25 protein-coding genes are annotated in these 24,842 nt (G+C 64.4%); 14 read left to right on the forward strand and 11 right to left on the reverse strand.

Annotated features, from left to right (window positions below; all coding sequences use genetic code 11):
* Window positions 1-190: 190 nt before the first annotated feature.
* Window positions 191-592 carry a hypothetical protein gene (locus tag QOU61_RS31035; protein WP_289655002.1) on the forward strand — a complete coding sequence of 134 codons (402 nt, stop codon included), beginning with the start codon at window positions 191-193 and terminating at the stop codon, window positions 590-592.
* 112 nt (window positions 593-704) lie between these two features.
* Here QOU61_RS31035 and QOU61_RS31040 read toward each other — a convergent pair whose 3' ends face one another.
* Window positions 705-2,297: an ATP-binding protein gene (locus tag QOU61_RS31040; RefSeq protein ID WP_289655003.1), complete on the reverse strand. Its 1,593-nt coding sequence runs from the start codon at window positions 2,295-2,297 to the stop codon at window positions 705-707.
* Between the two features lie 329 nt (window positions 2,298-2,626).
* Between QOU61_RS31040 and QOU61_RS31045 the strand changes: the two genes are divergently transcribed.
* Entirely contained in the window at window positions 2,627-3,142 is a 516-nt protein-coding gene (locus QOU61_RS31045) for a hypothetical protein (RefSeq protein WP_289655004.1), read from the forward strand.
* 55 nt (window positions 3,143-3,197) lie between these two features.
* Here the strand turns inward: QOU61_RS31045 and QOU61_RS31050 are convergent, their stop codons facing one another.
* Both QOU61_RS31050 and QOU61_RS31055 read right to left on the reverse strand, forming a co-directional pair.
* Window positions 3,198-3,854, reverse strand: coding sequence for a cation efflux transmembrane domain-containing protein (locus QOU61_RS31050; RefSeq protein ID WP_289655005.1), 657 nt, complete (start codon window positions 3,852-3,854; stop codon window positions 3,198-3,200).
* A gap of 88 nt (window positions 3,855-3,942) precedes the next feature.
* Entirely contained in the window at window positions 3,943-5,112 is a 1,170-nt protein-coding gene (locus QOU61_RS31055; RefSeq protein ID WP_289655006.1) for a mandelate racemase/muconate lactonizing enzyme family protein, read from the reverse strand.
* 267 nt (window positions 5,113-5,379) lie between these two features.
* Here QOU61_RS31055 and QOU61_RS31060 point away from each other — a divergent pair, with 267 nt between their 5' ends.
* Window positions 5,380-6,141 carry a bestrophin-like domain gene (locus QOU61_RS31060; protein ID WP_289655007.1) on the forward strand — a complete coding sequence of 254 codons (762 nt, stop codon included), beginning with the start codon at window positions 5,380-5,382 and terminating at the stop codon, window positions 6,139-6,141.
* Between the two features lie 109 nt (window positions 6,142-6,250).
* On the opposite strand, the gene QOU61_RS31065 is transcribed toward QOU61_RS31060, so the two are convergent.
* The 6 genes from QOU61_RS31065 to QOU61_RS31090 all read right to left on the reverse strand — a co-directional run bounded on the left by QOU61_RS31065 (window position 6,251) and on the right by QOU61_RS31090 (window position 11,068).
* A complete protein-coding gene (locus QOU61_RS31065) occupies window positions 6,251-6,511 on the reverse strand; it encodes a DUF3297 family protein (protein ID WP_289655008.1) in 261 nt (86 codons plus the stop codon).
* A complete protein-coding gene (locus QOU61_RS31070) occupies window positions 6,508-6,984 on the reverse strand; it encodes a glutathione peroxidase (protein ID WP_289655009.1) in 477 nt (158 codons plus the stop codon). Before QOU61_RS31070 ends, QOU61_RS31065 begins: the two co-directional genes overlap by 4 nt.
* A gap of 11 nt (window positions 6,985-6,995) precedes the next feature.
* A complete protein-coding gene (locus QOU61_RS31075; protein WP_289655010.1) occupies window positions 6,996-8,396 on the reverse strand; it encodes an amidase family protein in 1,401 nt (466 codons plus the stop codon).
* 66 nt (window positions 8,397-8,462) lie between these two features.
* Window positions 8,463-9,032, reverse strand: coding sequence for a c-type cytochrome (locus QOU61_RS31080; RefSeq protein WP_289655011.1), 570 nt, complete (start codon window positions 9,030-9,032; stop codon window positions 8,463-8,465).
* A 167-nt stretch (window positions 9,033-9,199) separates the two neighbouring features.
* Window positions 9,200-10,636, reverse strand: a complete 1,437-nt coding sequence (locus QOU61_RS31085; protein WP_502876842.1) for a PQQ-dependent sugar dehydrogenase — start codon at window positions 10,634-10,636, stop codon at window positions 9,200-9,202.
* Between the two features lie 174 nt (window positions 10,637-10,810).
* Complete coding sequence (locus QOU61_RS31090; protein ID WP_289655012.1) at window positions 10,811-11,068, reverse strand: DUF6894 family protein; 258 nt, start codon at window positions 11,066-11,068, stop codon at window positions 10,811-10,813.
* A 305-nt stretch (window positions 11,069-11,373) separates the two neighbouring features.
* Between QOU61_RS31090 and pqqA the strand changes: the two genes are divergently transcribed.
* From pqqA to QOU61_RS31145, 11 genes are all read left to right on the forward strand, one after another.
* Window positions 11,374-11,454 carry a pyrroloquinoline quinone precursor peptide PqqA gene (gene pqqA, locus QOU61_RS31095; protein WP_012029362.1) on the forward strand — a complete coding sequence of 27 codons (81 nt, stop codon included), beginning with the start codon at window positions 11,374-11,376 and terminating at the stop codon, window positions 11,452-11,454.
* Window positions 11,455-11,759: 305 nt separating this feature from the next.
* Window positions 11,760-12,689 (forward strand): pyrroloquinoline quinone biosynthesis protein PqqB, encoded by a 930-nt coding sequence (gene pqqB / locus QOU61_RS31100; RefSeq protein WP_289655013.1) that lies wholly within the window; start codon window positions 11,760-11,762, stop codon window positions 12,687-12,689.
* A 20-nt stretch (window positions 12,690-12,709) separates the two neighbouring features.
* Window positions 12,710-13,477, forward strand: coding sequence for a pyrroloquinoline-quinone synthase PqqC (gene pqqC / locus QOU61_RS31105; protein WP_289661937.1), 768 nt, complete (start codon window positions 12,710-12,712; stop codon window positions 13,475-13,477).
* A 4-nt stretch (window positions 13,478-13,481) separates the two neighbouring features.
* Window positions 13,482-13,790 (forward strand): pyrroloquinoline quinone biosynthesis peptide chaperone PqqD, encoded by a 309-nt coding sequence (gene pqqD, locus QOU61_RS31110; RefSeq protein WP_289655014.1) that lies wholly within the window; start codon window positions 13,482-13,484, stop codon window positions 13,788-13,790.
* Window positions 13,787-14,953 carry a pyrroloquinoline quinone biosynthesis protein PqqE gene (gene pqqE / locus QOU61_RS31115; protein WP_289655015.1) on the forward strand — a complete coding sequence of 389 codons (1,167 nt, stop codon included), beginning with the start codon at window positions 13,787-13,789 and terminating at the stop codon, window positions 14,951-14,953. Before pqqD ends, pqqE begins: the two co-directional genes overlap by 4 nt.
* Window positions 14,943-15,923, forward strand: coding sequence for a prolyl aminopeptidase (gene pip, locus QOU61_RS31120; protein ID WP_289655016.1), 981 nt, complete (start codon window positions 14,943-14,945; stop codon window positions 15,921-15,923). Before pqqE ends, pip begins: the two co-directional genes overlap by 11 nt.
* 80 nt (window positions 15,924-16,003) lie before the next feature.
* On the forward strand, window positions 16,004-16,657 hold the full coding sequence (locus QOU61_RS31125) for a DUF4286 family protein (RefSeq protein WP_289655017.1): 654 nt from the start codon (window positions 16,004-16,006) through the stop codon (window positions 16,655-16,657).
* Window positions 16,658-16,742: 85 nt separating this feature from the next.
* Window positions 16,743-17,108, forward strand: coding sequence for a hypothetical protein (locus QOU61_RS31130; RefSeq protein ID WP_289655018.1), 366 nt, complete (start codon window positions 16,743-16,745; stop codon window positions 17,106-17,108).
* Between the two features lie 132 nt (window positions 17,109-17,240).
* Window positions 17,241-19,040, forward strand: coding sequence for an FAD-dependent oxidoreductase (locus QOU61_RS31135; protein ID WP_289655019.1), 1,800 nt, complete (start codon window positions 17,241-17,243; stop codon window positions 19,038-19,040).
* Window positions 19,010-20,857, forward strand: a complete 1,848-nt coding sequence (locus QOU61_RS31140; RefSeq protein ID WP_289655020.1) for a 2-oxoacid:acceptor oxidoreductase subunit alpha — start codon at window positions 19,010-19,012, stop codon at window positions 20,855-20,857. The genes QOU61_RS31135 and QOU61_RS31140 overlap by 31 nt, the downstream gene beginning before the upstream one ends.
* Window positions 20,854-21,909: a 2-oxoacid:ferredoxin oxidoreductase subunit beta gene (locus QOU61_RS31145; protein WP_289655021.1), complete on the forward strand. Its 1,056-nt coding sequence runs from the start codon at window positions 20,854-20,856 to the stop codon at window positions 21,907-21,909. Before QOU61_RS31140 ends, QOU61_RS31145 begins: the two co-directional genes overlap by 4 nt.
* Before the next feature lie 108 nt (window positions 21,910-22,017).
* On the opposite strand, the gene QOU61_RS31150 is transcribed toward QOU61_RS31145, so the two are convergent.
* Window positions 22,018-23,562, reverse strand: a complete 1,545-nt coding sequence (locus QOU61_RS31150; RefSeq protein ID WP_289655022.1) for a SpoVR family protein — start codon at window positions 23,560-23,562, stop codon at window positions 22,018-22,020.
* Window positions 23,559-24,836: a YeaH/YhbH family protein gene (locus QOU61_RS31155; protein WP_289661939.1), complete on the reverse strand. Its 1,278-nt coding sequence runs from the start codon at window positions 24,834-24,836 to the stop codon at window positions 23,559-23,561. The genes QOU61_RS31150 and QOU61_RS31155 overlap by 4 nt, the downstream gene beginning before the upstream one ends.
* Window positions 24,837-24,842 lie beyond the last annotated feature (6 nt).

Here is a 24,842-nt window from a genome sequence, read left to right on the forward strand (position 1 = left end):
TTGAGTTCCCTGAAGCGGAATTTAAATAGAACGGCTCCGATCTCTCCCTACATCAAGGTCGAAGGCATCCGCATCGGATGCTGCAAGCCGATAGCTCGCATTTGGACAGCACGCTCGTCTCACGAAGCGTGACCGCCTTGTGTTGTCTGCGCGCGGGTCTGCGACCGATCGATATAGGAGAAAAACGACAATGGTTTCATTCAAAGCTCTTGCAGCGGCCGTGCTGCTGTCCGCGACCGCGGCGACGTCCGCATTCGCGCAAGCTCCTGCGGGTGCGAGCGGCAGCTCCCTGTACGCCAAAAATCTACGCGACTCCGGATATAATCCGAGGAACGACTACAATCCGAACGGGACCATGAGAGCCGCCATCCAGGAGCCGGGAGCTTTCGCGTTCTATTATCCGAACCTGGACGTTCTGAATGGTGGGGCTCCAACTCCCGCTGCCAGAATGTCTCCCGACTGGCCCGCGTTGAAGGGCGCGTGTGCGTCCGCCGGCGGCGGCATCACTTACTGCGGCGACCGCGACGACGCATATGCTTCTGCGCCCGACGCATTCCCGCATCATCATGCGCGCCGCCATCACGGGTCGTGACTCGACCGCGCAATAGAGCGCCACGCGTGGCCCCACGGCGCGTGGCGCGCCATGGCGCAAGGCAGACCTCATCAGGAAGCGCGCCCCGCCAGGACACGCCCCAGTCGGTTGCTCACGACGCCAGCGCAGTCCGCAGCATCCGAGCGAGATCGGAGCTGACATAAGGCTTCGCCAGCAGCAGCACGCCGGCGTCGAGGCGGCCATGATGCACGATCGCGTTCTCGGTATAGCCGGACGTGTAAAGCACCTTGAGTTCGGGGCGCCGCTTCAATGCTTCGGCGGCGAGCTGGCGGCCGTTCATGCCCCCGGGGATAATCACGTCAGTGAACAGCAGATCGATGCGCTCGCGACTGTCGATGATTGCCAGCGCTTCAGCGGCATTGCCGGCGGCCAGCGTGCGGTATCCAAAGCGGCCGACATGCGTCACGACGTATTCGCGCACCAGGGCGTCGTCCTCGACGATCAGGATCGACTCGTCGCCGTGCTGGTCCCCGAGGATGCTGGTCTCGGCAGTCAATGCTTCCGGCGCACCCGTGCACGCGGGCAGGTACAGCTTCACGGTGGTGCCGTGACCCTCCTCGCTGTAGATCTTGATATGCCCGTTCGACTGTTTGACGAAGCCGTAAACCATGCTGAGACCGAGCCCCGATCCCTTGCCGACGTCCTTGGTGGTGAAGAAGGGTTCAAACACCTTGTCGAGCAGGCTCGCGGGGATTCCTTCGCCCGTGTCGCTGACCGCGATCATGACGTAGCTGCCGGGCTTAACCTCGCTGTTCATCCTGGCGTAGTCCTCGTCGAGCACGGCATTCCTGGTTTCAAGCGTCAGCTTGCCGCCGTTCGGCATGGCGTCACGCGCATTCAGCGCCAGGTTCAGGATCGCGGTCGAGAGCTGGCTCGGATCGATCAGGGCCGGCGCGGGATCGTGCGCCAGCATCGATTCGATCTCGACGTGTTCGCCGAGGGTCGGTCGCAGCAACCGTGCTGCGTCAACGACGAGGGCGTTGACGTCGGTGCTGCGCGGCTGCAGCGGCTGTTGACGGGAAAAGGCGAGCAGATGCCGGGTGAGGTCAGCGCCCCTGGCCGCCGCGGCGCTGATCAGGTTGGCGATCTCGGCGAGAGACGGACGATCCTTGACCGCGTCGCCGAGGATTTCGATGGTGCCGGTGATGACAGTCAGAATGTTGTTGAAATCGTGCGCGACGCCGCCGGTGAGCTGGCCGATGGCTTCCATCTTCTGCGATTGCCGGAGCTGGGCCTCGCTGGCTTCCATCTCCTGAAAACGCTGGACCATGGCTTCGGCGTTGCGCCGCTGCCTGGTTTCCTCCTCGAGGGCGGCATAAGCCTGCTGAAGCTGGATGCGCGTCGGCAGCACCAGGATCCGCGGCAGCATCAGCAGCAGTGCGACCATCATCGCGATCGAGATCAGCGCCAGCAGGCCCTTGGCAACCGCCTCGACCTCGTAGGCGGGCACCCACAGGGTGAGGATCGCCAGCAGGCGGGTCACCCCGCAGACGGCTGCGAAGACGGCGAATGTCCAGAATACGCTGCCGAACATGACATCGCGCCGGCGCCGCCACACGAAGAATCCGAGCACGAACGCGGTGGTGAAGAAGGCGCCTGCGAGCAGCGCGTCGGAAACGGCATTCAACCAGATCAATTCCGGCTTCCACAGCAAGGAGGCGCCATGCGGGGTGAACGTCGACATATCCAAAATCTCTCCAGGAGAGATCGCAAGCGCGACCCATTGTCCATCGGAACGACCGGTAAGATCATTCAGGTTTTCGCCAGCGGCGCAAGCCAGAGCCGAGCGTCGCTCCGGCAATGTGGAGCCACGGAGCCCGCCCGCGGCAGTCGAGCACATCCACTCATAAGCACATCGTCTGCTCACGATGGAAAATGCGGGCACCAAATGGCTTTGGGGCTTCCGCTTGTGGGGCAAATCCGAAAGAGAATTGATCAGATTGGTCGGCAAATCATTGGTGGCGGGAGCGGCATTCGGTTGTGCAATCGCAAGCGCTCGTCCATAAATTCGTGGTGACCAAGCACGACAGAACGAGATTTTATGCCGCCCTCGCCGCCGCCTCGTTGCTTGGCCCCGTCGGACAGGCGCGAGCCGAGGACAAGGAACCGTTCGCCCTGGTCGAGCTCGGCGCGGCAACGGAGCGAAGCCTTCAGGAGAATAGCCACGCCTCCGGTCCCTCAATGGCGGTGGAGTTTCCCGTCATCAAGGAATGGCTGGAAATCGAAGCAGGGATTTCGCCGCTGTTTCGGCCGGGGCAAACCGAATGGCAGGCCGACCTGCTGTTCAAGAAACCGTTCACGCTGAATGAACGGGTCGAATTCATGGTCGGTGCCGGCCCGCAGGTGAGCTATGCGACGGCTGGTGGCGGCACCAAGATTGCCGGTGAGATCGCCTTGGAGTGGATGATCTGGCCCTCCGCCGAACGCAAGTTCGGCTGGTTCGTCGAGCCGACCTATAGCTACTCGTTCAGCAAGGGCCACGAGCAATCTGTCGGTGTGACCACTGGATTGATCATCGCCATCCCATGACGAGGCCTGCCGAACAAGGCGCCGGTCCGCAATCCACGCTGAAGTCTCCGGTTCGTCAGGAGCACTCGTCGCAGCACGCCTCGCCTTCCCAAGCCTCGCGTCCCTCGCGAACCAGGAACCAAACGATCCCAAGCGATGCGACCGGGTCCAGCCACCAGGCATCCACCCAAAATTGCGCCGCCAGGGCGCCCACCACGACGAAAGCAAGCCAGCCGCAGGTGACGCTCTCGATCGCGTCCGCACGAAGAGCGCGGCTGCCCAACGCCTCTGCGAGCCGAAGCTTGCGCCGAGAAAGGGCATACATGATCGGAATCGCCAAGCTACTGACGATGAGACCCACAGACGAGAATTCGGCGCCTTGCCGAGTCCACAACTTCCAACCCGCACCAGCCACGACATAGATCGCCAGGGCAAACAGCAGGACCGCCCCAATCCGCGACGCCGTTCGCTCTGCATGCTCGGCGAACACTTCACCGTGCCGAAGCTCGACGTTGAGCCGCCACAACAGAACGCCCGCAGACGCAAGTTCGATCAGGCTATCGATGCCAAACGCGGTGAGAACCAGACTGCCGGCCACAAGCCCAGACGCGATCGCCACCGCGGCTTCGATCGTCATCCAGGCAACGGTCAGATATTCGAGCTGAAAGGCCTGCGATATCAGCGCAGATCGTTCGGTCCCGCTCGAGGTAGCACCTATATTGAACATAGGCATTCCGGCTGCCAAACCCTCATGACGTCTCAGCTTAACTGGAATCGTGTGACAGCCAAGCCGGCGAGCTGAACTTGTCAGCCAATAATCACTACGCCGCGAGCGCCTTCATCTCGGCATAGAGATCGGACTTGCCCTCGAAGCCGATGCCGGGAAGATCAGGCATCACGATGTGGCCAGCCTCGACGCGCACGCCATCGGGAAAACCGCCATAGGGCTGGAACAGGTCCGGATAGCTCTCATTGCCGCCGAGCCCGAGGCCGGCTGCGATGTTGAGCGACATCTGGTGGCCGCCATGCGGGATGCAGCGGGCCGGCGACCAGCCATGGGTGTGCAGCACGGCGAGCGTGCGCTGGTATTCGCACAGGCCATAGGACAGCGCGCAATCGAACTGCAGCCAGTCGCGGTCGGGCCGCATGCCGCCATAGCGGATCAGGTTCTTGGCGTCCTGATGGCTGAACAGGTTTTCGCCGGTCGCCATCGGCCCGGGATAGAATTCGGCCAGCGCTGCCTGCAGCGCGAAGTCGAGCGGGTCGCCCGCCTCCTCGTACCAGAACAAGGGATAGTCGCGCAGCATCTTGGCGTAGAGAATCGCGGTCTCCAGATCGAAGCGGCCGTTGGCGTCGACCGCAAGCTGCGCCGCGCTGCCGATCTCCTTCAGCACCGCCTCGATGCGCGTGCGATCCTCCTCGATTGCTGCGCCGCCGATCTTCATCTTCACGACGTTGTAGCCGCGGTCGAGGTAGGAGCGCATCTCGCCGCGCAGCATCGAAAGATCCTTGCCGGGATAGTAGTAGCCGCCGGCGGCATAGACGAAGACGCGCGGATCGGCGACGCGGCCATGACGCTCCGCCAGCAGGCGGAACAGCGGCTTGTTCGCGATCTTGGCGACCGCGTCCCACACCGCCATGTCGATGGTGCCGACCGCGACCGAGCGCTCGCCGTGGCCGCCCGGCTTCTCGTTCGCCATCATCGCCGCCCAGACCTTGTCCGGATCGAGATTGTCGCCGGCCGCGTTGAGCAGCGCCTTCGGATCGGCCTCCGCGAGACGTGGCGCAAAGCGCTCGCGTATCAGGCCGCCCTGCCCGTAGCGGCCGTTGGAATTGAAGCCGTAGCCGACCACGCGCCTGCCGTCGACGACCGCGTCGGTGACGACGGCGACGAGACTCGTCGTCATCTTCGAGAAATCGATGTAGGCGTTGCGGATCGCGGACGCGATCGGCTTGGTCACTTCCCTGATGTCCACGATGCGGACGGACATGGGCTTTGGTCCTCTTGTCTTGTCATTATCGCCGGCAACAGCGCCAACAGCTTCAGGCAAAGCGCGGCGCGGGAGTCGACTTTTATGCCGGCTGTAAAAGGTCTTAGCAGCCAATGGCGGCGAGGGAAATATCGCCTGCGCCAAATCGAGGGCATGTACTGATAAATGCGCGATTTCTGGCGTGGTCCCAAGAACGGGTCTTTAGACAAGCACGCATAATCGGAGCTAGGATCAGCATGGTCACCGAGAGGTGGAGCATTCGCAAACATGATGAATCTATTGATTTCGTTGCTTGTGTTCGCGCTGATATTTGGCGGCGCCCTGGCTGGGATGGCCGTTCGGCCGTTGTTGTCGGAACATCACCTGCACTCGGACTCCAGGGACGTCGTCAAGCTGACCGCGGGCCTGATTGGCACACTGACCGCACTCGTGCTGGGCCTGCTGATCGCATCCGCAAAGACCACATTCGACCAGAAGGCAAACCAGGTCAGGGAGATGACGGCAACGATCATCCTTCTGGACGATCTGGTCACGCAATACGGACCGGAAGCGGCTTCTCTGCGAAAACTCCTGCGGCAGAGCATACCACCGATGGCCGATCGCATTTGGCATGAGCAAGCGAACGAAAGCGGGAAACCCGCACGCTTCGAGTCCAGTGTGGAGGCGTGGGCCTTCTATAATGCGCTCGAACGGCTGTCGCCGAACAACGACATGCAACGGTCCCTGCAGTCTCGCGCGATTGCCGCCTTCACGGAAGGCGCGCAGATGCGATTGCGGTTGTTTACGCAGGCCGGCGGTTCAATTCCGACGCCGTTTCTGGTGATCATGGTATTCTGGCTGAGCGCGATCTTTGTAAGCGCCACCCTGTTCGTGCGGGCGAATACGGTCATCACGATCTCGCTGTTTGTGTGCGCACTGTCGTTTGCCGGCGCGATCTTTCTGGTTTTCGAGCTGGATGATCCCTTCAGCGGACTCATGGGGATTTCAAGCTCGATACTGCGGAATGCACTGTTGCCGCTGAACTCGTAAGCTCTGATGGTTGTGACATAAGAAGCGATGACGGGAGAGTCGTGGATGCCCGGGTCAAGCCCGGGCATGGCGAGGCATCACCGATACCCGTCGCGACGCTCGATCCCGTCTACTTCTTGTCGCGAAAATAAGGCTCGACGGGCCCGTGGACCTTGATGGTGAGCGGATTGCCGTGGCGGTCCTTGGCATTGCCCGCGGTCACGCGCACCCAGCCCTCGCTGACGCAATATTCCTCGACATTGGTCTTCTCGACGCCCTTGAAGCGGATGCCGACGTCGCGCGCCAGGACGTCCGCATTGTAATAGGGGCTGGCCGGGTCGACCGACAGGCGGTCGGGCAGTTGCTCGGTCTCGGTTTTCTTGTCGTTCACAATAGCGCCTCGATATCACGTCGCAGACTCTCGGGGGTAGCGGTCGGCGGATAGCGCCCGACCACCTTGCCTCCCCGATCGACCAGGAACTTGGTGAAATTCCACTTGATCGAGGAGCCGAGCAGGCCCGATTTCGCAGCTTTGAGGTAGCTGTACAAGGGGTGGGCCTTCGTCCCGTTGACGTCGATCTTGGCGAACATCGGAAAGCTGACGTCGTATTTGCTCTCGCAGAAATTGGCGATTTGCCTGGCGTCGCCCGGCTCCTGGTGGCCGAACTGGTTGCAGGGAAAGCCGAGCACGGCAAAGCCGCGCGGGCCGAGGTCGCGATAAAGCGCTTCCAGCCCCTTGTATTGCGGCGTGAACCCGCAGGCGCTCGCCGTGTTGACGATCAGGAGCACCTTTCCTTCGTATTGCTTCAGCGCCACCTCCTCGCCTGACAGCGACGCGGCATTGAAATCGTAGATGCTCGCCATGGCGCGACCCGTCAGCTTGCGGGATCGACAGGCGACGGCGCCGTCCCGCCCGCCTCGATCGCCTCGCCCGCGAGCAGGCAGAGGTCTTCGCGGTAGCGGCCGGAGACGACCTGCACGCCGACGGGCACGCGTCCGACGAGTCCGGTGGAGACGGTCAGGCCCGGCAGGCCCAGGAAGGGGATCGCGACCTGGGGCAGCTGCGCCCGCCAGACCCGCGCAAAGGACGCCTCGTCCTTGCGGTCGAGCCCATCCGGAAACGGCAGCTCGCCCGACACCGGCATCACGACGACGGCGTATTTCTCAAGAAATTCCAGCCACTGCCGCGCCAGGGTCGCGCGGCGCGTCAAGGCGTGCGAGAACGCCGCCGCATCGAACGGAAAGACTTTTGCGCGGTTGCCGCGCAGGCAGACCAGCGCGCCCGGATCGCCCTCGCGCTCGGCGGCCGCAAGCTGCGCCTCATAATTATCACCGAGCCAGAGCTTCGTCTGATGCTCGGCCGCCTCCTGCAGCGGCGGCGTGGTCGCCACCTGCTCCACGATCCAGCCGGCGCGCTCCAGCCGCTTGCCGGCATCGACCAGCGCGGCCTTCACCTCGCTCGCGATCTCCAGCCCGTCGGGGTTGAGGCACAGCGCCGCGCGCTTCTCGCGCTTCGGGCCCTCCAGCGGCGCCGGCACCCACCAGGGATCGCGGGGATCGCGCGCGGACATCGCAGCAAGCGCCATCCGCAGGTCGCCGATGGTGCGGGCGAGCGGGCCCGACACCGCGCCGAGCTGCGGGCCGATGCTGCGCTCCGGCAGGCCCGGATTGTAGGCGGCGATCCGCCCGAGCGTCGGCCGCAAGCCGTGCACGCCGCAGGCATAGGCCGGATAGCGGATCGATCCGGCGATGTCGGTGCCGTGGGCGATATGCCCGATGCCGGCCGCGACCGCCGCCCCCGCCCCGCCGGACGAGCCGCCCGGGGTGATCGAGGGATCGTGCGGGTTCTTGGTGTCGCCATGGATCAGGTTGGTGGTGAACCAGCGATAGGAGAAGGCCGGGCAGTTGGTGCGCCCGAGAATGACGGCGCCGGCTTTCAGGAGGTTGTCGACCACCGGATTGTTCGCAGGTGCGATCGCGTCGCGCTGCGCCTTCAGGCCGTTGGTGGTGGCATAGCCCTCTTGATCGACATTGACCTTCACCGTGACCGGCACGCCGGCAAGCGGGCCGACATCATCGCCGCGGCCGATCGCGGCGTCGATTGCGGCCGCCTGCCGCAAGGCGTCATCCGGCCGGTGGTCGACCACCGCGTTGATCCTGGGATTGACCGCGTCGAGCCGCGAAAGCCCGGCCGTGGCGGCCTCTTTGGCCGAAATCTTCTTCTGCCTGATGAGGGCGGCGACCTCGGTGGCCGGCAAACGCCAGATGTCCTGCATGATGAGCTCCAGATGATGGCCGCCTTGTAGCGCGCCGCCCGCGGCAAGGCCATACGGACTAAGTCGTTAGCGGACGCGGGCGATGTAATAGGCGAGATCGGCGATCTGCTCTGCCGTGACCGGCTGCATCACGTCGGCCATGGTGGCGTCGTAGCCGTGGCGGGTGTTGTTCTTGTATTCGGCGAGCGTCTTGGCGAGGTAGTCCTCGCGCTGGTTGGCGATGCGCGGAACGTTGTCGCCGCCGGAAAAGTCCGCCTTGTGGCAGGCGTTGCAGTGGTTCTGGGAGACGATCGCCTGCGCGCGCTGCACGCGCGCAGGATCGCCTGCGTCCGCCGGCGGCTGCGGCTTCGGCAGCGTGCCTATGAAATCAGAAAAGGTGCGCAAGTCGTCGTCGGTGAACGACTTCGCCACCTCGTTCATCGGCTCGAAGGTCCTCAACTTCTCGCGAAACATGAAGAGCTGGATCAGCGCGTAGGGCGGCTGCTGGCCGCCGAGCGAGGGCGTGTTCTCGGTTTCCGACGTGCCGTGCTCGCCGTGGCAGGCGAAGCAGGCGGCTGCGCGCTCGGCAACGGTTTCGGCGCGGGCGGAAAAGGCGAGCAGCGCGAGCGCGAAGGCCGCGATTGTTGTTTTGTGCATTTCTTCTCGCATTTTGCCGTCATTGCGCGGAGCGAAAGCGACGAAGCAATCCAGCGCCCAACCATGACTCTGGATTGCTTCCGTCTACGCGCTCACGCGCTTCGCCGGACTCATCCCCGGCGAAGCGGGTCGCTTGCGCTCGCAATGACGTCGTTACAACGACGACGTTACTGGTTCGCTACCTTCTGCTTGCCGTAAGTGACGCGATAGACCGCGCCGTTCCAGTCGTCCGAGACGAGCAGCGAGCCGTCCTTGAGCTGCAGCACGTCGACCGGCCGGCCGATATAGCTGTTGTTCTCCAGGAAGCCGGTGATGAAGGGCTCGACGTTCTTCACCGTGCCGTCCTTGTTGAGGTGGACGACGACGAGGTCCCCGCCGAACTTCTTCGACCGGTTCCACGAGCCGTGGCGCGCCACGATGATCGCGTTCTTGAAGCCCTTCGGGAACATGTTGCCGGTGTAGAAGCGCATGCCGAGCGAGGCCGAGTGCGGGCCCATCAGCGTGACCGGCGGGGTGAACTCGCTGCAGGAATGGCCCCAGCCGAATTCCGGATCCGGAATGTTGCCCTGATAGCAATAGGGTGCGCCGAAATCCTCGCCGACCTTGGTGACGCGGTTCAGCTCGTCCTCCGGCACGTCTTCGGAGAGCCAGTCGCGGCCGTTGTCGGTGAAATAGAGCTCCTTGCTCACCGGATGCCAGTCGAAGCCGACCGAGTGGCGAACGCCATAGGCGACCACTTCCGCGCCTGTGCCATCAAGATTGATGCGACGGATCTGGCCGTGATCCTTGTCATGCAGCACGTTGTTGCCGGGCTGCCCAACCTCGACATAGAGCTTGTTGTCCGGCCCGACGGCGATGAACTTCCAGCCATGCGCCTCGTCCTTCGGCAAATTGTCGTAGATGACGGTCGGCTTCGGCGGATTGTCCAGCACGTCCTCGACATGCTCGATCTTGGAGATCTTCGACAGCTCGGCGATGTAGAGCGTGCCGTCGCGGAAGGCGACGCCGTTCGGCCGGTAGAGGCCCGAGACCAGCACCTTGACCGAGCGCTTGCCGTCCTTGTTGACGATCGCATAGACCTTGTCGACGAGGCGCGAGCCCACGAACACCGTGCCCTTGTCGCCGACCGCCATCTCGCGGGCATTGGCCATCCCTGCGGCATAGACCTCGATGTTGAAGCCGGCCGGCACTTTCAGCTTGCCGACCGGAACCTTGTCGGGCGCGGCCGCGAGCGGCGGCGGCGCCACCGGCGCGAGCTTTTGCGCGGCTTCGTTGTCGGGGCGGCCGATCAGCGGCGAGCCGGGCGGCAGCGGCGGCGTGGCGGCCGCGGTCGTCGCGGCTGGTGCGGGCGGCGCCGCAGGCGCGGCCGATGCCGCGGGCGCCGGCGCGGCGGAGGGCGCGGCTGCCGACGGCGCTGGCGCGGCCGGCGGCGGTGAAGCGGCTGGTGCTTCGGAAGGCGCGGGTGCCGGTGCGGCCGCCGCCGGCGCCGCCTGTTGCGCTGCAGCGGGCGTGTCGCCCTGCTGCTGCGCCGCGGCGCCAAGTGTAAATGCGCCGAAGAAAGCGCCGGCGAGCAACAGGCCGCGCGGCGAGGACCCAATCATCATGACGTTCTCCCCTGTGGTGGAGGCCTTGGTCTTGCGCGCGGGCAACATCCGCTGCGGGCGGCCTTCCGGACGGGAAGTCTCAATATTTTTGTCGTCGGCGCAATCGGAAAGAGGGCGCAAAGGCCGTCAAGCCACGGCATGGAACAGAAGCGGCCGGCCGGTGTCGGGATCAGATCAATGCTTCGTGACCGACCGGTCCGGCGTATCGAACATCGCCTCGGTGAAGGGAAACTCGAGCACGATCTCGCCCTCGTCGTCGGTCACCTCGATCACCGCCGACAAAAGCCCCGGCTGGGCGCCCTCGCTGCGCAGGATCTCGCGGATCATGCTCCGCGCGACTTCCCAGGCGCGGTCGGGATCGCGCAGTTCCTCGCCCTCGGGATCGTCGATCAGCTCGTCGCCAATCCGGGTGTTGAAAAAATATCGCGGCATGGTCGAATCCAGTGGGGGCCGGCTCAGCGAAAGGGAAGGCTCCTCCCTCTCACAAGTTCTTTATCCCAATTGGCGACGCGCTTGCCAATCCGGATCGCGCGGGGCCGTCTCGCCAGGCGCCCGGCAAGCCCTTGACGGCGCATGGCTTTGCCGGCCCTCGGCAAGCCATCGCGGAAACTGCTTTTGCGCCGCAATAGGGCAGACCGAAGGCCGCCGGAAAAGATTTTGCTGGCGAACTTTTCGTTCCGCGATACCTTATTGTGCAGGACAGTCTGTTCGTCCGCTTCTTCAACAAGGAGAGCCTAATGGCCTGGAAAGCACCAAAGATCGTCGAAGTGCCGGTCGGCATGGAAATCAATATGTATGCGTGCGCCGCCCGCAAGTAAGCGACGCATCACCGTTCGAGCTTTGACGTAAGGTGGACCTTCGGCTGTGACGTGTTCCCGCTCAAGAGGGGGACGCGTCGGAACCGGCGTCCACCTTCGAGCTATCTGGGTCCAGGCAAGGACTGGCCCCACGTTCTGGTCCCAAGTCTTGACCGCAAGTCTTGGCTCCAAGTCTTGGGTCCAAATCTTGATCCCAGTCTTGGCCCCAAAATCCTGACGCCAAGTTCTGACGCCAAGTCCAAGCGGCGGCCTCAAGTCAGGCGGCCTCAAGTAAAGACCGAAGATCGCGTTCCAGGAGACGGATCATGCTTCGCATCGTCGTCCTGGGTGCCGCAGCCGGTGGCGGCGTTCCGCAATGGAATTGCGGGTGCGAGGTGTGCCGCGCCGCGCGAGGCAACCATCCCGAGCTGCAGTCGACGCAGACCTCGATCGCGGTGAGCCGCGACGGCGAGCACTGGTTCCTGATCAACGCCTCGCCCGACCTGCGCCAGCAACTGACGGCGACGCCGCAATTGCACCCGAGAGCGGGTGCGCTGCGGCAAAGCCCGATCGCGGGCGTCATCCTCACCAATGGCGAGATCGACGCCATCGCGGGCCTGTTGTCGATGCGCGAGGGCGCGCGCTTTGCGATCTACGCCCATCCCAAGGTGCTCGCGATCCTCAAGGCCAACAGCATCTTTGATGTATTGAACGAGAAGAACGTCGCGCGCGTCGCGATCGAGACCGACTGCGCCTTCGAGCCCACCCTGCCCGACGGGACGCCGAGCGGGCTGGAGATCCTGCCCTTTGCCGTATCAGGCAAGGCGGCCTGGTATCTCGAAGGCAAGGCGCATCCCGGCGGCAATGCGGGAACCGGCGACACCCTGGGCCTGCGCATCCTGGACAGGACAAGCGGCAAGTTCCTCTATTTCATCGCCGCCTGCGCTCATGTCGACGACGCGCTGAAGGCGCGGCTCGACGGCGCGCCGCTGCTGCTGTTCGACGGCACGGTGTGGCGCGACGACGAATTGATCGCGGCGGGGCTTGCCGGCAAGACCGGCCAGGCGATGGGCCATATCGCGATGTCGGGCGAGGCCGGCGCGATCGCGGCGCTGTCGGGCCTTGATATCGGCCGGCGGGTGTTCTTGCATATCAACAATTCCAACCCGGCGCTGCTCAAAGCCTCCGACCAGCGCAAACTCGCGGAGCGCGCGGGCTGGCAGATTCCCGCTGACGGAACGGAGATCGTGCTGTGAACGCCCCTCCCCTCAAGGGCATGACCGCGCTTTCGATCGGCAAGGGCGTGTCGCTGAACAGCGCGGCCGAGCTGGAGGCCGCATTGCGCCAGATCGGCGCCACCCGCTATCACAGCCTGCATCCGTTCCATCGGCTGCTGCACGGCGGCAAGCTGAACAAGGGCCAGGTGCAGGCCTGGGCGCTGAACCGCTACTATTACCAGAGCACGATCCCGATCAAGGACGCGGTCGTGATCTCGCGCTTCCGCGACCGCGCCATCCGCCAGGAGTGGCGCCACCGCATCGAGGACCATGACGGCGAGGCGGGCAGCGAAGGCGGCATCGAGCGCTGGCTGAAGCTCACCGAGGGGCTCGGGCTCGACACGGCCTACGTGGAATCGACCGAAGGCATTCTGCCGGCGACGCGCTTTGCGGTGGAGGCCTACGTGCATTTCTGCCGCGACCGCACGCCGCTGGAGGCGATCGCGTCTTCGCTGACGGAGCTATTCGCGCCGAACCTGCATGAAGAGCGCATCAGCGGCATGCTGAAGCACTATGATTTCGTCAACCCCGACATCATGAGCTATTTCAGCCGCCGCCTGCAGCAGGCGCCGCGTGACGCCGGCTTCGCGCTCGCCTATGTCAGGGAGCATGCGACGACGCCCGCCGAGCGCGAGGCGGTATGCAACGCGCTGATCTTCAAGACCAACGTGCTGTGGGTGCAGCTCGACGCGCTGTACCATGCCTATGTCGAGGGCCATGTCCCACCCGGCGCCTTCGTGCCCAAGGAAAGCCGGGAGGAAGGTTGAAGCGATGGCGAGCCGCAACATCAGCGTCGGCGAGGCGAGCTGCCCGGTGCTGCCGCGGCACACCAGGCTGAAATTCGACGAGACCCGCCAGGTGTGGGTGATCCTCGCGCCCGAGCGCGTGCTGGCGCCGGACGACATCTCGGTCGAGGTCTTGCAGCTCTGCGACGGCGCGCGCAGCGTCGGCGCGATCGCCGACCTGTTGGCAGAGAAATACGCCGCGCCACGCGAGACCATCCTGGCCGACGTGATCGCGATGCTGCAGGATCTCGCCGACAAGGGCTTTCTCACCGAAGCGCGCGAGAAGATGTCATGAGCGACAATGACGCGCTGAGCATACTGGAGCAGCAGAGGTCGAAGGCGGAGACCTTCGGCATTCCGCTGGCGGTGCTTCTCGAGCTCACCCATCGCTGCCCGCTGCAATGCCCCTATTGCTCGAACCCGGTCGAGCTCGACCGCGCCGGCAGCGAGCTCACCACGGAGGAATGGAAGAAGGTGCTTTCGGAGCTCGCCGAGATCGGCGTGCTGCAGGTCCATTTCTCCGGCGGCGAGCCGACCGCGCGCAAAGACCTGGTCGAGCTGGCGCAGCACGCGACCACCGTCGGGCTCTACACCAACCTGATCACCTCGGCCGTATTGCTGACCCGCGAAAAATTGGCGGCGCTGGCGCAAGCCGGCCTCTGCCATGTCCAGATCAGCTTTCAGGGCAACGAGCCAGATGTCGCCGACCGCGTCGCCGGGCTGAAGCAATCGCACAACAAGAAGATCGAGGTTGCGAAGTGGACGCGCGAGGCCGGCCTGCCGCTCACGGTGAACGCGGTGATGCACCGGCAGAACCTGCATCAGCTCGCCGACATCATTCAGATGGCGGTTGATCTCGACGCCGACCGGCTCGAGGTCGCCAACGTGCAGTATTACGGCTGGGCGCTGAAGAACCGCGCCGCGCTGATGCCGACGCTGGCCCAGATCGAGGAGGCGAGCCGGATCGTCGAGGAAGCGCAGGCGCGGCTGAAAGGCGTTCTCGCCATCGACTATGTCGTGCCCGACTACTACGCGCTGCGGCCGAAGAAATGCATGGGCGGCTGGGGGCGGCAGTTCTTCAACATCTCGCCGGCTGGCAAGGTGCTGCCCTGCCACGCCGCCGAAAGCATCACCGGGCTGCAATTCGAATCGGTGCGCTCGAACCATTCGATCGCCTGGATCTGGCAGAACTCGGAGGCCTTCAACCGTTATCGCGGCACAAGCTGGATGAAGGAGCCGTGCAGGAGTTGCGAATTCCGCGAGATCGATTTCGGCGGCTGCCGCTGCCAGGCCTTCGCGCTGACGGGGGACGCGGCCAACACCGACCCTGCCTGCACGCTGTCGCCGAAGCACGAGGAAATCTTCCGCCAGGCCGAGCGCGAGGCGGCCGAGGGCGGCGATCTCTTCCTCTATCGCAATTTCGCCGGCGGCACGCGCGAGAGAGATCATGGCGCCTGAGGCCGACAGCGGCAAGACAAGACGCATCGACGCTTCGGGCCCGGTGACGTCGGAATGGCTCGATGCCGGCGACGGCCACGAGATCTATGTCGAGAGCGTCGGGCGTAAAGACGGCATTCCCGCCGTCTACCTGCATGGCGGCCCCGGCAGCGGCTGCCAGGCGGATCACCGCCGGCTGTTCGATCCCGAGCGCTTCCACGCCGTGCTGTTCGACCAGCGTGGCGCCGGCCGCAGCCGTCCCAGAGGCGGCCGCGAGCATAACACGCTGCCGCATCTGATCGCCGACATGGAGATGATCCGCGAGAAGTTCGGCTTTGCGCGCTGGATGGTGATCGGCGGCTCCTGGGGCGCGACGCTGGCGCTTGCTTATGCGCAAGCGCATCCCGACCGCGTCTCGGGGCTGGTGCTGCGCGCGGCCTTTCTCGGCACCCGCGCCGAGATCAAGGCCGCCTTCACCGAGACGCTTCCGCGCTTCTACCCCGACCTCAATCGCGATTTCCTGGATGCGCTGCCGCCGGACGAACGCGCACAACCGCTGGACGCGTATTGGCGCCGCATTCTCGATCCCGATCCCGCCCGCCACATCCCGGCCGCGCGGGCCTGGGGCGAGACCGAGCAGATCCTGTCGACCCACGCACCACCCCGCACGCGCATCGAGCGGGCGACGCTGAACGCGCCGCCGCTCCCCACAACTCCCTTCATGGAAGCGCACTACTTCCAGAACGACTGCTTCATGCGGCCGAACCAGCTTCTCGATGAGGCGGCAAGGCTTGCCGGCATTCCCGGGATCATCGTGCAGGGCCGCTACGACCTGCTCTGCCCGCCCGCGACCTCGCATGCGCTTGCGGACGCGTGGCCGGGAAGCGAAATTCGCATCGTCGAGGGCGCGGGCCACCTGCTGTACGATCACGGCGTCCGCGATGCCGTGATGAAGGCCATCGCCGACATGGCGACAGGGATCACGAAATGACCTGCCTCGCTGCCGCCCGGCGTGCTCGGGTGCACGCGCGCCTCGCCATGAGGAATTGAGAGCACAATAAGGAGAAGAAAATGCCGATCGCCGGAAAGGGCATGCTGCTGACGTCGATGGATATCGATCCCGCCGATGAGGCCGAGTTCAACCGCTGGTACGACCGCGAGCATATCGAGGAGCGCGTGGCGATCGACGGCTTTGTGGAAGCGCGGCGCTACGTCGCCCATGCGGCGAGCCCGAAATATCTCGGCCTCTACTCCACGGCAAGCTTCGAGGTGCTCGACAGCCCCGCTTATCGGGAGAAGCTGAAGCACCAGACCGACTGGTCCAACAAGGTGATGGCGCGGTTCAAGAACATGATCCGCAGCGTTGCACGCATCACCATCAGCCACGGTACCGGCCGTGGCGGCGCGCTCGGCCTGATCAGGCTGCGCCCCGCCGCTGGCGACGCCGAGAAGCTGCGTGCGACGCTGCGCGAAAAACTCGATCCCGCGCAGCGCGACGGCATCATCTCGATGCACCTGCTCGAAGGCGATCCGCAACTGTCCAAGGCGATCGGCAGCGACACGCCGGGTCCCGGCGCCGGCGACTGGTTCGTGCTGATCGACGGCACCGGGATGGAAGCGGTCACCGCCGCCGTCGCCGGATTGAAGGACGTTGGCCCGCAAGTCTCGAGCGGTACCTATCGCCTGATGTGGGATCTCGCCAAGAGCGACATCCCGCGGCCTTGAGGCTCCGCCGCGTCCGGACCGCCGCCATCATCACGCCGTGGCCGCCGGGCTGCTTCCATCTCCCAATCAAACATGCGGAGCGCTTATGGCAGTTTCGCTGGTTCGGACCTGGACGAAAGAGACTTCGGCTCGGACACTGATGACGCCGGGCTGCATCAGCACACAAAACTATGTGAATCGGATCGGAGCTCAGCGCCGGAATAACGGCATCAGCATCATCGCGAGTCATCAACCGGTCGCGCGACTGCGCGGCCCGTCGCGCATCAGCGTGTTCCTCGACGACGCGGTCGAAACGCACGAGCTTGCGCCACCGCTTCGTCGGCACCGCCGACACGTTTCATCACACGAAAGAAATCATGCTGCACTGCCGCATCACCCGCGCGTTGCGTGCAGGATGCGGCGTTTTGGCATGCGAAAGCTGAAGATCGCGCAAATTTGCCTTTGTGCGTGATCTTGAATGGCTCTAATAAGATAAGCCTATGATCCAATTAAAAAACCAGAAGATCAGCGGCCAAAGCGGGCGCCAGCAAAACCAACCAAAACAAGGCTGCGCTATCATGGGCTGGCCGCGCGGAAAGCAAGAATGAAACCGACCGATATTTCGGCGCCCGACTACTTCCACAAGGTGGTCGACTGCCAATGGGCTTGTCCCGCACATACCCCGGTTCCCGAATATATCCGACTGATCGCGCAGGGGCGTTACAGCGACGCCTACATGATCAATTGGCAGTCCAACGTATTCCCTGGCATTCTCGGCCGCACCTGCGACCGTCCCTGCGAGCCGGCCTGCCGGCGCGGCCGCGTCGAGGAAAATCCGGTCGCGATCTGCCGCCTGAAGCGCGTCGCAGCCGATTTCAAGGACGACATCAGACAACGCCTGCCGAGGCCGAGCGCCAGGAACGGCAAGCGCATCGCGCTGGTCGGCGGCGGCCCCGCCTCGCTCGCGGTGGCGCGCGATCTCGCCCCGCTCGGCTATCACTGCACCGTGTTCGATGCTGATCCGAAGGCGGGCGGCATGATGCGGTCGCAGATTCCGAAGTTCCGCCTGCCCGACTCCGTGATCGACGAGGAGACCGACTACATCCTGAACCTCGGCATCGAGTTCAAGGGCGGCACGCGCATCGACAGCATGAAGAAGCTGCTCGCCGACAAGTACGATGCGATCTTCGTCGGAAGTGGCGCGCCGCGCGGCCGCGAGCTCGACATTCCCGGCCGGAAAGAGGCGGCCAAGAACATCCATATCGGCATCGACTGGCTTTCCAGCGTCTCGTTCGGCCACATCGACAAGATCGGCAAGCGCGTGATCGTGCTCGGCGGCGGCAACACCGCGATGGACTGCTGCCGCACCGCGCGCCGCCTCGGCGGCGAGGACGTCAAGGTGATCGTGCGTTCCGGCTTCGAGGAGATGAAGGCCAGCCCGTGGGAAAAAGAAGACGCCATGCACGAGGATATCCCGATCCTCAACTTCATGGTGCCGGTCGCCTTTGTCCACGACAACGGCAAGCTGACGGGCGTCACCTTCCAGAAGGTGCGCGCCGAATACGACGCCAAGGGCAAGCGCAGCCTGGTGCCCGCCGGCGAGCCGGACCAGACGATCCCCTGCGACGACGTGCTGGTCGCGGTCGGCCAGGAAAATGCCTTCCCCTGGATCGAGCGCGACTGCGGCATCGAATTCGACAAATGGAACATGCCGAAGGTCGATCCCAAGACCATGGGCTCGACCCATCCGAAGGTCTTCTTCGGCGGCGACGCCGCGTTCGGGCCGAAAAACATCATCTGGGCGGTCGCGCACGGCCATGACGCCGCGCTCTCGATCCACAAGCTCGTCTCAGGCGAGGATATCAGCGAGCGGCCGCTGCCCGAGGTGCACATCTCCTCGCAGAAGATGGGCATCCACGAGTGGAGCTACGACAACGACATTTCCGCCGACATGCGCTTCAAGGTGCCGCATCGCGACAAGGTGGTGGCGCTCAAGGACATCAGGGCCGAGGTCGAGCTCGGCTATGACGTCAAGCTCGCGCTCGGCGAGGCGCAGCGCTGCCTGAACTGCGACGTGCAGACGGTGTTCGCCCCGAACCTCTGCATTGAATGCGACGCCTGCGTCGACATCTGCCCGATGGATTGCATCACCTTCACGGAGAACGGCGAGGAAGGCGATCTTCGCCAGCGGCTGAAGGCCCCCTCACCCCACCACGACCAGGCGCTATACGTCGCCGACGGCCTGAAGACCGGCCGCGTGATGGTGAAGGACGAAGACGTCTGCTTGCACTGCGGCCTGTGCGCCGAGCGCTGCCCCACCGGCGCGTGGGACATGCAGAAATACCTTATCGATATGGTTCACGCAGGTTCATCATGCCCGACAAAAAGCCGCTCAGCAGCGTAAACGACTTCGTCGTCCGCTTTGCCAACGTCAACGGTTCGGGTTCCGCCAGCGCCAACGAGCTGTTCGCGCGCGCGGTGCTGCGCCACGGCGTGCCGGTCTCGCCGCGCAACATCTTCCCCTCCAACATCCAGGGCCTGCCGACCTGGTACGAGGTGCGGGTGACCGAGGAAGGCCATCTCGGCGCCCGCGGCGGCGTCGACATGATGGTGGCGATGAACCCGCAGACCTGGGACAAGGACGTCGCCGGAATCGAGCCCGGCGGCTATTTGTTCTACGACTCGACCAAGCCGATGCCGTCCTCGAAATTCCGCGACGACATCACCGTGATCGGCGTGCCGCTGACCGCGATCGCCAACTCCACCTACACCGATCCGCGGCAGCGCCAGCTCTTCAAGAACATCATCTATCTGGGCGCGCTGTGCGCGCTGTTCGACATGGACCCGAAGCTGATCGAGCAGCTGATCGGCGAGCAGTACAAGGGCAAGGAGAAGCTGTTGTCGTCCAACGTCCATGCGCTGCATCTCGGCCGCGACTGGGCGCTGCAGAACCTGAAATGCCCGATCGGGCTTCGCATCAAGAAGGCGGACAAGGTCGGCGACCGCATCTTCATCGAGGGCAACAGCGCCGCCGCGCTCGGGGCCGTCTATGGCGGCGCCACGGTGTGCGCCTGGTATCCGATCACGCCGTCCTCGTCGGTGGCGGAGGCATTCACCAGCCACTGCCAGAAGCTGCGCCACGATCCCGAGACCGGCAAGGCGAAATACGCCATCGTGCAGGGCGAGGACGAGCTCGCCTCGATCGGCATCGTGATCGGCGCGTCCTGGAACGGCGCCCGCGCCTTCACCGCGACCTCCGGCCCCGGCATCTCGCTGATGACGGAGTTCATCGGCCTGTCCTATTTCGCCGAAATTCCCGCCGTCATCATGAACATCCAGCGCGCCGGTCCCTCGACCGGCATGCCGACGCGCACCCAGCAATGCGACATCATCGCCTGCGCCTACGCCTCGCATGGCGACACCAAGCATGTGCTGCTGTTCCCGGAAGATCCGGCGGAAGCCTTCGAATTCGCCGCCGCCGCCTTCGACCTCGCCGAGCGGCTGCAGACCGTGATCTTCCTGATGCTCGACCTCGACATCGGCATGAACCACCGGCTCAGCCGTCCGCTGAAGTGGGACGATTCGCGGCAATATGACCGCGGCAAGATCATGACCGCGGAAATGCTCGACGAGGGCCGCGACTTCGGCCGCTATCTCGACGTCGATGGCGACGGCATCCCGTACCGCACCTATCCCGGAACGCACCCGACCAAGGGCTCGTTCTTCACCCGCGGCACGTCGCGCGACCGCTATGCGCGCTATTCCGAGGAAGGCTCGGTCTACGCCGACAACATGCAGCGCCTGGTGCGCAAGTTCGAGACCGCGCAGGATCTGGTGCCGCGGCCGCTGCAGGCCAATGCGGCAAAGCCCACCAAATATGGCGTGATCTATTTCGGCTCGACGGCCCCCGCGATGGACGAGGCGATCGGGCTACTGGAAGCGCGCGGCCACCAGCTCGACCGCATGCGCATCCGGGCCTTCCCGTTCCACTCCTCGGTCGCGAGCTTCATCGCCGACCACGATTTCGTCTACGTCGTCGAGCAGAACCGCGACGGCCAGCTCAGACAGCTGATCGTCAACGAGAACGGCATCGATCCGGTGCGGCTGGTGCCGATCCTGCACTATGACGGCACCCCGATCACCGCCCGCTTCATCGCCAACGCGATCGGCGACCACCAGGATCACCTCAAGGTGACCCCGCTCCGCAAGGCCGTGTCATGACCTATATTGCAAAGCCCAAATTCCATCATCCCGGCCTCGAAAAGAACGCGCTTGGCTTCATCCACCGCGACTACGAGGGCAAGATATCGACCTTGTGCGCCGGCTGCGGCCACGACTCGATCACCGCCTCGATCATCGAGGCCTGTTTCGAGCTGTCGATCGAGCCGCACCGGGTCGCCAAGATCTCCGGCATCGGCTGCTCGTCGAAGACGCCGGACTATTTCCTCGGCAATTCGCACGGCTTCAACTCGGTGCACGGCCGCATGCCGTCGGTCTTGACCGGCGCCAATCTCGCCAACCGCGACCTGATCTATCTCGGCGTTTCCGGCGACGGCGATTCCGCCTCCATCGGCTTCGGCCAGTTCGCGCATTCGATCCGGCGCGGCGTCAACATGGCCTACATCGTCGAAAACAACGGCGTGTACGGCCTGACCAAGGGCCAGTTCTCGGCGACCGCCGATCGCGGCTCGAAATCCAAGAAGGGCGTCGTCAACACCGACAACGCCATCGACCTCGTCGCGATCGCGCTGCAGTTAGGGGCGACCTATGTGGCGCGCAGCTTTTCCGGCGACAAGAGCCAGCTCGTGCCGCTGATCGCCGGCGCGATCCAGCACCGGGGCGCGGCCTTCATCGACGTGATCAGCCCCTGCATCGCCTTCAACAACCACGCCGGCTCGACCAAGAGCTTCGACTACGTCCGCGAGCACAATGACGCGGTCAATCGCCTCGACGTCATCACCGGGCGCGATCCGATCACGGTCGATTACGCGCCGGGAACGGTGCAGATCGTGGAGCAGCACGACGGCACCAAGCTGGCGCTGCGCAAGATCGACGCGGACTACGATCCGCATGACCGGCTCGGCGCAATGACGTTCCTGCAGAAGCACGCCGCCAAGGGCCAGATCGTCACCGGCCTGCTCTATGTCGACCCGGATGCGGAAGACCTGCACACCCACCTCAACACGGTGGAAGCGCCGCTGAACCGGCTCGACGCCGACGCGCTCTGCCCGGGCTCGGCCGCGCTGGAAAAGATCAACGCGAGCCTGCGCTGACCTTTGCTGTCATTGCCGGGCTAGACCCGGCAATGCATCGGAACCTGAAGACGCCTTTGCCGCAATTGATGGATGCGCGGGTCAAGCCCGCGGCATGACGAGTTTGCCTCACGCCGCGGCAGGCACAAGGCGCGGGCTCAGCACATAATCCTTCAGCACCTTGCCGGTCGCGTCCTCCTCGACCAGCGACACGTCGTAGCTCCAGAGGTCGGCGAGGTGCTGCAGGACGCGCTTGGCGTCCGCCTCGTTGAGCTGGGCGCCGTTCACCACCGAATGCCGCAGCATCAGGCGCCGGTCGCCGGCAAGATCGACATCGACCACCTCGATATTGGCGTCGATGAAGCCGACGTCGTATTGCCGCGAAAGCTCGCGGCGCACGCGGCGATAGCCGCGCTCGTTGTGAATGGCGTCGACGCGGATGCCGGCGCGCTCCTCCGGATCGTCGTGCAGGTGGAACATGCGGAAATGCCGCATCAGCCGCGGGCTCAGGAACTGGCTGATGAAGCTCTCGTCGCGGTAATTGGCCCAGATATCACGCAGCACGCCCATCACGTCGTTGCGGCCGGCGATGTCGGGGAACCATTCGCGATCCTCCTCATCGGGGCTTGCGACGATGCGCTCGATGTCCTGCATCATCGCAAAGCCGAGCGCGTAAGGATTGAATCCGGAATAGCGCTGATCGTCGAACTCCGGCTGGAACACCACATTGGTGTGGGAGCGCAGGAATTCCAGGAAATTGCCGTCGGTTATCCGCTCCTGCTGGTGCAGGCGGTTCATGATGCGGTAGTGCACGTAGGTCGCGGTGCCCTCGTTCATCACCTTGGTCTGGCTCTGCGGATAGAAATACTGCGCGATGTGGCGCACGATGCGCAGCAATTCGCGCTGCCAGGGCGCAAGACGCGGCGCCGACTTTTCCAGGAAATAAAGGATGTTCTCCTGCGGCAGCCCGAGCAGCTTGCGGCGGCGCTCGACGGAAAGCGTCGCGCTGCTCTTGGCGGGTCCGGTCGGCACCGTCCGCCACAGATCGTTGAACGCGGCCTCCTCATGCATGCGCCGCAGACCGGCGCGCTTCTCCTCGGCGCGCAGGTCGATGTTCTTCTTGCCGGGATAGCGGTCGATGCCGTGCGACATCAGCGCATGCGCGGCGTCGAGCGTATGCTCGACCGCGAGCGAGCCGTGGCGTTCCTCGCATTGCGCGACATAGCGCTTGGCGAATTCGAGATAGTCGAGGATGCCATCGGCATCGGTCCACTGCTTGAACAGGTAGTTGTTCTTGAAGAAGTGATTGTGGCCGAACGCGGCATGGGCGATCACCAGCGCCTGCATGGTCGCCGTGTTCTCCTCCATCAGGTAGGAGATGCAGGGCGAGGAGTTGATGACGATCTCGTAGGCGAGGCCCATCAGGCCCTTGCGGTAGGACGCCTCGTGGAACGCGAAATGCTTGCCGAACGACCAGTGCTTGTAGAACAGCGGCATGCCGACGGAGGAATAGGCGTCCAGCATCTGCTCGGCGGTGATCACCTCGATCTGGTTCGGATAGACGTCGAGCCCGAGCTCGCCGCAACCGATCTCGTCGCAGGCATCGTGGATGCGCTGGAGAATATGGAAATCCCAGTCCGCTTCCTGGAACAGCAGCCCCTTCGAAGCAGTCATGGCGCGACCTTCTCCTGCTTCGCCCGGCGCTGGAACAGCTCGTGGAACACCGGGAAGATTTCACTGCGGTCGGAGACCTTGCGCATCGAGAGCGGCGCACCGTCGGCGCGCAGCCGCTCGTACAGCGTCCACAGCGAGGAGTTCGGCATCTCGAACGAGTAGCCGCCGGCCTCCCCGACCTCGAGATAGGCGAAGAACTGGCAGATCGGCAGGATCGACTGGGTCAGGATCCGCCCGGTGAGCTCGGAGTCCGAGGTCAAATTGTCGCCGTCGGACGCCTGCGCGGCATAGATGTTCCAGTCGGAGGGGCGGAAACGCGCCCGCACGATCTCGGTCATCGCCTGCAGCGCGCTCGACACCAGCGTGCCGCCCGACGCCGGCCCATAGAAGAAGGTCTGCTCGTCGACCTCCTCGGCGCGGTCGGTGTGGCGGATGAAGACGATCTCGACGTGGCGGTAGCGGCGCTTCAGGAACACGTAGAGCAGCATGTAGAACCGCTTGGCGAGATCCTTCATGTGCTCGGACATCGAGCCGGAAACGTCCATCAGGCAGAACATCACCGCCTGTGCCATCGGCTTGGGCACCGGCTCGAAACGGCGGTAGCGGATGTCGATCGGGTCGATGAAGGGAATGCGCTTCGCCTTTGCCTTCAGCGCCTCGATCTCGGCGATCAGCTCGGCGCGCCGCTCGCGGTCGTCGCACTCGGCAAGCTCGGCCTCGAGCTGGGCGATGGTTTCCGGCCGCGGCCGCCGCAACGCGACGCGCCGCGCCAGCGCGCGGCTTACGGTGCGGCTGATCGAGATATTGGCGGGCGAGCCGGACACGGAGTAGCCGGCGCGGTGCAGTCCCTCGCTCTCCGCCTCCGTCAGGCGGCGCTTGGCGAGATCGGGCAGTTCGAGGTCGTCGAGAAACAGGTTGACGAACTCGTCCCGGCTCAGCACGAAGCGGAACGCGTCCTCGCCGTCGCCCTCGCCCGGATCGGTCGGCTTGCCGCCGCCGCCCTGGCTGGAGCGCGGCAGCATGTCGCCCTCGACGAACTTCTTGTTGCCGGGCAGCACCATGTCGCGCGTGCCGCCCTCGCGGCGGAGGCGCGGCTCGTGCATGCCATCGAGCGGGATAGATACCTCGCCGCCTTCCAGGACGTCCTTGATGTCGCGGTCTTGCGAAGACTTCTTGACCGCTCCCTGAACCAGAGCCTTGGCCCGACGCAAGAACCGCTGCCGGTTCTCCAGACTCTTGCTGCCCGGATTCAGACGCCGGTCGACGATGTGAATGACCAC

It is taken from the genome of Bradyrhizobium sp. NP1 (genome assembly GCF_030378205.1).
Taxonomy (GTDB): Bacteria; Pseudomonadota; Alphaproteobacteria; order Rhizobiales; family Xanthobacteraceae; genus Bradyrhizobium.

Excerpts from the sequence above, each read along its gene's own strand:
- QOU61_RS31035 (WP_289655002.1), top strand. The coding sequence starts at position 191 with ATGGTTTCATTCAAAGCTCTTGCAGCGGCCGTGCTGCTGTCCGCGACC.
- QOU61_RS31040 (WP_289655003.1), bottom strand. The coding sequence starts at position 2,297 with ATGTCGACGTTCACCCCGCATGGCGCCTCCTTGCTGTGGAAGCCGGAA.
- QOU61_RS31050 (WP_289655005.1), bottom strand. The coding sequence starts at position 3,854 with ATGCCTATGTTCAATATAGGTGCTACCTCGAGCGGGACCGAACGATCT.
- QOU61_RS31055 (WP_289655006.1), bottom strand. The coding sequence starts at position 5,112 with ATGTCCGTCCGCATCGTGGACATCAGGGAAGTGACCAAGCCGATCGCG.
- QOU61_RS31060 (WP_289655007.1), top strand. The coding sequence starts at position 5,380 with ATGATGAATCTATTGATTTCGTTGCTTGTGTTCGCGCTGATATTTGGC.
- QOU61_RS31070 (WP_289655009.1), bottom strand. The coding sequence starts at position 6,984 with ATGGCGAGCATCTACGATTTCAATGCCGCGTCGCTGTCAGGCGAGGAG.
- QOU61_RS31075 (WP_289655010.1), bottom strand. The coding sequence starts at position 8,396 with ATGCAGGACATCTGGCGTTTGCCGGCCACCGAGGTCGCCGCCCTCATC.
- QOU61_RS31080 (WP_289655011.1), bottom strand. The coding sequence starts at position 9,032 with ATGCACAAAACAACAATCGCGGCCTTCGCGCTCGCGCTGCTCGCCTTT.
- QOU61_RS31085 (WP_502876842.1), bottom strand. The coding sequence starts at position 10,636 with ATGATGATTGGGTCCTCGCCGCGCGGCCTGTTGCTCGCCGGCGCTTTC.
- QOU61_RS31090 (WP_289655012.1), bottom strand. The coding sequence starts at position 11,068 with ATGCCGCGATATTTTTTCAACACCCGGATTGGCGACGAGCTGATCGAC.
- pqqA (WP_012029362.1), top strand. The coding sequence starts at position 11,374 with ATGGCCTGGAAAGCACCAAAGATCGTCGAAGTGCCGGTCGGCATGGAA.
- pqqB (WP_289655013.1), top strand. The coding sequence starts at position 11,760 with ATGCTTCGCATCGTCGTCCTGGGTGCCGCAGCCGGTGGCGGCGTTCCG.
- pqqC (WP_289661937.1), top strand. The coding sequence starts at position 12,710 with ATGACCGCGCTTTCGATCGGCAAGGGCGTGTCGCTGAACAGCGCGGCC.
- pqqD (WP_289655014.1), top strand. The coding sequence starts at position 13,482 with ATGGCGAGCCGCAACATCAGCGTCGGCGAGGCGAGCTGCCCGGTGCTG.
- pqqE (WP_289655015.1), top strand. The coding sequence starts at position 13,787 with ATGAGCGACAATGACGCGCTGAGCATACTGGAGCAGCAGAGGTCGAAG.
- pip (WP_289655016.1), top strand. The coding sequence starts at position 14,943 with ATGGCGCCTGAGGCCGACAGCGGCAAGACAAGACGCATCGACGCTTCG.
- QOU61_RS31125 (WP_289655017.1), top strand. The coding sequence starts at position 16,004 with ATGCCGATCGCCGGAAAGGGCATGCTGCTGACGTCGATGGATATCGAT.
- QOU61_RS31130 (WP_289655018.1), top strand. The coding sequence starts at position 16,743 with ATGGCAGTTTCGCTGGTTCGGACCTGGACGAAAGAGACTTCGGCTCGG.
- QOU61_RS31135 (WP_289655019.1), top strand. The coding sequence starts at position 17,241 with ATGAAACCGACCGATATTTCGGCGCCCGACTACTTCCACAAGGTGGTC.
- QOU61_RS31140 (WP_289655020.1), top strand. The coding sequence starts at position 19,010 with ATGCCCGACAAAAAGCCGCTCAGCAGCGTAAACGACTTCGTCGTCCGC.
- QOU61_RS31145 (WP_289655021.1), top strand. The coding sequence starts at position 20,854 with ATGACCTATATTGCAAAGCCCAAATTCCATCATCCCGGCCTCGAAAAG.
- QOU61_RS31150 (WP_289655022.1), bottom strand. The coding sequence starts at position 23,562 with ATGACTGCTTCGAAGGGGCTGCTGTTCCAGGAAGCGGACTGGGATTTC.